The sequence below is a fragment of the Pseudomonas sp. Q11 genome (genome assembly GCF_024494355.1).
Lineage (GTDB): Bacteria > Pseudomonadota > Gammaproteobacteria > Pseudomonadales > Pseudomonadaceae > Aquipseudomonas > Aquipseudomonas hefeiensis.
In genome coordinates this window covers 1-5,831 of sequence record NZ_JAKNQY010000056.1, presented here as the reverse complement: position 1 = coordinate 5,831, position 5,831 = coordinate 1, and the positions used below count along the sequence as shown (strand labels likewise).

3 protein-coding genes and 1 tRNA gene are annotated in these 5,831 nt (G+C 60.1%); 1 reads left to right on the top strand and 3 read right to left on the bottom strand.

What is annotated here, in order from left to right:
* Positions 1 to 134 precede the first annotated feature (134 nt).
* The 3 genes from MA884_RS27655 to uvrB form a co-directional block, all read right to left on the bottom strand.
* Positions 135 to 210 (bottom strand) — tRNA-Ala (locus MA884_RS27655).
* A 249-nt stretch (positions 211 to 459) separates the two neighbouring features.
* On the bottom strand, positions 460 to 1,941 hold the full coding sequence (gene gltX / locus MA884_RS27650; RefSeq protein WP_256233470.1) for a glutamate--tRNA ligase: 1,482 nt from the start codon (positions 1,939 to 1,941) through the stop codon (positions 460 to 462).
* Positions 1,942 to 2,171: 230 nt separating this feature from the next.
* On the bottom strand, positions 2,172 to 4,187 hold the full coding sequence (uvrB, locus tag MA884_RS27645; protein WP_256233469.1) for an excinuclease ABC subunit UvrB: 2,016 nt from the start codon (positions 4,185 to 4,187) through the stop codon (positions 2,172 to 2,174).
* Between the two features lie 332 nt (positions 4,188 to 4,519).
* Here uvrB and MA884_RS27640 point away from each other — a divergent pair, with 332 nt between their 5' ends.
* Complete coding sequence (locus MA884_RS27640) at positions 4,520 to 5,716, top strand: amino acid aminotransferase (RefSeq protein ID WP_256233468.1); 1,197 nt, start codon at positions 4,520 to 4,522, stop codon at positions 5,714 to 5,716.
* Positions 5,717 to 5,831 lie beyond the last annotated feature (115 nt).

The following is a 5,831-nucleotide window of genomic DNA, read 5'->3' as shown; positions in this document are numbered from 1 at the left end:
AACCCCTGTTACCGCCGTGAAAGGGCGGTGTCCTAGGCCACTAGACGAAGGGGACGCAAACCCTTCTATACAACTGATCAACGCTGAGTGCTGATCGCCTCAAGGCCGGTGTGGCCAGGCCTTGAAGTGTAAATTGGTGGAGCTAGACGGGATCGAACCGTCGACCTCTTGCATGCCATGCAAGCGCTCTCCCAGCTGAGCTATAGCCCCTCATCGCTGAGGACGGGGCGAATCTTAAGGGCGTATCAGAGGGCTGTCAAATTTATTTTCAACAAATTTGAAAGTTTTTTGCCGGGATAACAATCACTTACCACCTTCCCCCAATAAAGCTGGGGCCTCGCCTGTTTCGTAGGCGCTGTAGAGCGAAGCGAGGCTGCGATCTTTCCCCAGCTAATTGAATCTCAAGCGAAAAATCAAAAGATCGCAGCCTCGCTTCGCTCGACAGCTCCTACAGGGCAATCAGGCAATCGCGCCCAGCAGTTTTTCCCACTCCTTGTTCTCCTTCTTCGACACACCACCGAGCAGGTCGATGGCCTGGCGCAGACGAAAACGGGTCAGGTCCGGGCCAAGGATCTCCATGGCGTCGAGCACCGATACGGAACTGGCCTGGCCAGTAATGGCGGCGAACATCAGCGGCATGGCATCACGCAGCTTCAGCTCCAGCGATTCGACCACAGCCTGGATGGTTGCGGTGATGCTGTCCTTTTCCCACTGACGCAGACTCTCGAGTTTCCACAGGATCAATTGCATCAACTGTCGCACCTGATCACCCGAAAGTTTCTTGGACTCGAACAGCTTCGCATCCGGGGTCACGCCGCCGGCGAAGAAGAAGCCGGCCAGTGGCGCGATCTGGCTGAACGTCTCCACCCTGCCCTGCACATGGGGAGCGATTTTCATCATGTACTCAGGATTCAATGCCCACTTCTGCACACGTGCGGCGAACTCTTCAACAGGCAGGTCCCGCAGCCACTGACCGTTGAGCCACGAGAGTTTCTCGACATCGAAGATCGGGCCACCCAAGGACACCCGCGACAGGTCGAAGTGCTCGACCATTTCCTGCAGCGAAAACTTCTCGCGCTCGTCCGGCATCGACCAGCCCATGCGCCCCAGGTAGTTGAGCATCGCCTCGGGCATAAAGCCCATGCGCTCGTAGAAGGTCACCGACGTCGGGTTCTTGCGCTTGGACAGCTTGCTCTTGTCCGGGTTACGCAGCAGCGGCATGTAGCACAACTGCGGTTGTTCCCAGCCAAAGTATTCGTAGAGCAGGATCAGTTTCGGCGCCGACGGCAGCCACTCTTCACCGCGCAGGACGTGGGTGATGCCCATCAGGTGATCATCGACCACGTTCGCCAGGAAATAGGTCGGCAGGCCGTCGGTCTTCATCAGCACTTGCATGTCCATGCGATCCCACGGGATCTCGACATCGCCACGCAGCATGTCCGGCACCACGCAAACGCCTTCGCTCGGCACTTTCATGCGGATCACATGGGGCTCGCCAGCGGCCAGGCGACGGGCGACTTCCTCCTTGGACAGCAGCAACGCGCGGCCGTCGTAGCGCGGGGTCTCGCCGCGGGCCATTTGCTCGGCGCGCATCTGGTCCAGCTCTTCGGCGGTGCAGAAGCACGGGAAGGCGTGACCCATGTCGACCAGTTGCTGACAATACTGCCGGTAGATGTCACCGCGCTCGCTCTGGCGGTAAGGACCGTGCGGGCCGCCGACGTCCGGCCCTTCGCTCCAGTCGATGCCCAGCCAGCGCAGGGCGTCGAAGATCTGCTGTTCGGACTCGCGAGTCGAACGCAACTGGTCGGTGTCCTCGATCCGCAGGATGAACTCACCGCCGTGCTGCTTGGCAAAGCAATAATTGAACAAAGCGATGTAAGCGGTGCCGACATGGGGATCGCCAGTGGGCGAAGGCGCGATGCGGGTGCGGACGGTGGTCATGGCATGTCTCGGAAAGAATATAAAAGCGAAGATGAAACAGGGGGCGAATGGTAACAGGCGATGGCGGGCGGGCTCCAGTGAGAGGGGGACTTGTGTGGTCAGTCGTTAGCCCGAGTTGCGCCCATCGCGAGCAGGCTCGCTCCCACATTGGACCGCATCCAGTCCAGACGACTCGGTTTCCTGTGGGAGCGAGCCTGCTCGCGATGAGGCCTTTGAACCCACCACAACACTCAAACGGTCAGCAACCGCTCGCGCAGCTTGCCAATCTCGTCACGCAACTGCGCCGCCGCTTCGAACTCCAGGTCCCGGGCCAGTTGGTACATTTTTTCTTCCAGCTGGCGGATGCGTTTGCTGATTTCGCTCGGCGAGCGCAGTTCGGCTTCGTAACGGGCGCTCTCTTCGGCGGCCTTGGCCATGCCCTTGCGCTTTTTGCTGCGCGAGCCGGGCACGGTGGCGCCTTCCATGATATCGGCGACGTCCTTGAACACCCCTTTTGGCGTGATGCCGTTGGCCAGGTTGAAGGCAATCTGTTTATCGCGACGACGCTCGGTCTCGCCAATAGCCCGCTCCATGGAGCCGGTGATGCGATCGGCATAGAGAATCGCCCGGCCGTTGAGGTTACGCGCCGCCCGACCGATGGTCTGGATCAACGAGCGCTCGGAGCGCAGGAAACCTTCCTTATCGGCGTCAAGGATCGCCACCAAGGACACCTCAGGCATGTCCAGGCCTTCGCGCAGGAGGTTGATCCCCACCAGGACATCGAACGTACCCAGGCGCAGGTCGCGGATGATCTCGACCCGCTCCACCGTGTCGATGTCCGAGTGCAGGTAGCGCACCCGCACGCCATGGTCGGCCAGATAATCGGTCAGGTCTTCGGCCATGCGCTTGGTCAGCGTGGTGACCAACACCCGTTCCTCCACTGCCACACGCTTGGAGATTTCCGAGAGCAGATCATCGACTTGAGTCAGCGCCGGGCGCACTTCAACCTGCGGATCGACCAGCCCGGTGGGCCGCACCACCTGCTCGACCACCCGGCCGGCATGCTCGGCCTCGTAGTTGCCTGGGGTGGCCGAGACGAAAATCGTCTGCGGGCTCACACTTTCCCATTCGTCAAAGCGCATCGGCCGGTTATCCAGGGCCGAGGGCAAGCGAAAACCGTATTCCACCAGGGTTTCCTTGCGGGACCGGTCGCCTTTGTACATAGCGCCGACCTGGGGCACGCTGACGTGAGATTCGTCGATCACCAGCAAGGCATCGGCCGGCAGATAGTCATACAACGTGGGCGGTGGCGCGCCCGACGGACGACCCGACAGGTAGCGCGAGTAGTTTTCGATGCCGTTGCAATAACCCAGTTCCAGAATCATCTCAAGGTCGAAACGGGTCCGCTGCTCCAGACGCTGGGCTTCCACCAGTTTATTGTTCGACCGCAGGTATTCCAGACGTTCTTGCAATTCAACCTTGATCCCTTCCATAGCGCCCAGCAGGGTTTCCCGTGGCGTCACGTAATGGCTCTTGGGGTAGAAGGTGAAGCGCGGCAGCTTGCGGATCACCTCGCCCGTCAACGGATCGAACGCCGAAAGACTCTCCACTTCGTCATCAAACAGCTCGATGCGGATCGCCTCCAGGTCCGATTCCGCCGGGTAGATGTCAATAACATCACCACGGACCCGGAACGTCGCCCGGGCGAAATCCATGTCGTTGCGGGTGTATTGCAGGTCCGCCAGGCGGCGCAACAACGCCCGCTGGTCGAGCTTGTCGCCGCGATCAACGTGCAAGACCATCTTCAGGTACGTTTCCGGGCTGCCCAGGCCATAGATGCACGACACCGTGGTGACGATGATCGCGTCCTTGCGCTCGAGCAATGCCTTGGTGGCCGAGAGCCGCATCTGTTCAATGTGGTCGTTGATCGAAGCATCCTTCTCGATGAAGGTGTCCGACGACGGTACGTAGGCCTCGGGTTGGTAGTAGTCGTAATAGGAAACGAAGTATTCCACCGCGTTATTGGGGAAAAACGCCTTGAACTCGCCATACAGCTGCGCCGCGAGGGTCTTGTTCGGTGCCAACACCAGGGTCGGGCGCTGCACCTGGGCAATCACGTTGGCGATGCTGAAAGTCTTGCCCGAGCCTGTCACACCGAGCAGCGTCTGGTGCGCCAGGCCAGCCTCAATGCCTTCGACCATCAGGCGAATGGCTTGCGGCTGGTCGCCGGCGGGCTGGAATCGGGTGACTAGCTGGAATTCAGACATAACATAACCTCTGGGTTCACCCCTGTCGGCCAGCCAACAGGAACGAGAAAGACCGAAACGACTGATGTCGCCCGAGGAAAAAACTGGGATGCATACAATGTGGAGGTGAATGCCTTCGCTTTCAAGACGAACGTCCTACACGCCTTGAAGTCTTTGACGCTGCCAGGGGACTAACGGTCGAAAAAAAACGAAAATACTTGCCTTAAAAACCGAATCGCCTGTCGCCGCGCCCGGTGATGGCCTCTATACTAGCTCCCCGTTTGTGCACCGCTCTAGTGCATTCGGCTGGAGCGCTACACGTCCCCTCACACTCCATTCAGAGCCGCGCAATAATGAGCCTGTTTTCCGCTGTCGAATTGGCACCACGCGACCCCATCCTGGGCCTCAACGAAGCATTCAACGCCGACACCCGTACCAATAAGGTCAACCTGGGCGTGGGTGTTTACTGCAACGAGGAGGGGCGCATTCCACTTCTGCGCGCCGTTGTCGAAGCCGAGACGATTCGCGTGGCCCAACACGTTTCCCGCGGTTACCTGCCGATCGACGGCATTGCCGCCTACGACCAGGCGGTCCAGACCCTGCTGTTTGGCAAGGACTCACCGCTGATCGCCTCCGGCCGCATCATCACTACCCAGGCCGTGGGCGGCACCGGCGCACTGAAGATCGGTGCCGACTTCCTTAAGCAACTGCTGCCCGACGCCGTCGTGGCCATCAGCGATCCAAGCTGGGAAAACCACCGAGCGTTGTTCGAAACCGCCGGTTTCCCGGTGCAGAACTACCGCTACTACGACGCCGCCACCCATGACGTGAACCGTGCCGGTCTGCTGGAAGACCTCAACGCCCTGCCCGACCGCTCGATCGTCGTGCTGCACGCCTGCTGCCACAACCCGACCGGCGTGGACCTGAGCCCGCAAGACTGGAAAAACGTGCTGGACGTGGTCAAGGCCAAGAATCATGTTCCATTCCTGGACATGGCCTACCAGGGCTTTGGCGACGGTATCGATGAAGATGCCGCAGCCGTGCGCCTGTTCGCCGAGTCGGGCCTGACCTTCTTTGCCTCCAGCTCGTTCTCCAAGTCGTTCTCCTTGTACGGCGAGCGCGTCGGCGCCCTGTCGATCGTCAGCGAATCGAAAGAAGAAAGTGCCCGGGTGCTGTCCCAGGTCAAGCGTGTGATCCGCACCAACTATTCCAACCCGCCGACCCACGGCGCCAGCATTGTCGCGGCCGTGCTCAACAGTCCGGAATTGCGGGCCCAGTGGGAAGCGGAGCTGGCCGAAATGCGCCTGCGGATTCGTGGCATGCGCAACCAGATGGTGGACATGCTGGCTAAAGCCGCTCCGCACCGTGATTTCAGCTTTGTCGCACGTCAGCGCGGGATGTTTTCCTACTCCGGCCTGACCGTTGAACAAGTGACGCGCCTGCGTAACGAGTTCGGCATCTATGCCCTGGACACCGGCCGCATCTGCGTGGCCGCGCTGAACCAGAACAACATCGATGCGGTGACCAAGGCGATTGTTCAGGTGATCTGAAGGTCACTGGGATGAAAAAGGGAAGCCGAGGCTTCCCTTTTTTTCGCGCTCACATTGCCTCGTGGCGAGGGAGCTTGCTCCCGCTGGGCTCTGTAGGAGCTGGCGAAGCCTGCGA

Bases quoted from the DNA above. Each gene is read 5' to 3' on its own strand.
- gltX (WP_256233470.1), bottom strand. From the start codon at position 1,941: ATGACCACCGTCCGCACCCGCATCGCGCCTTCGCCCACTGGCGATCCC.
- uvrB (WP_256233469.1), bottom strand. From the start codon at position 4,187: ATGTCTGAATTCCAGCTAGTCACCCGATTCCAGCCCGCCGGCGACCAG.
- MA884_RS27640 (WP_256233468.1), top strand. From the start codon at position 4,520: ATGAGCCTGTTTTCCGCTGTCGAATTGGCACCACGCGACCCCATCCTG.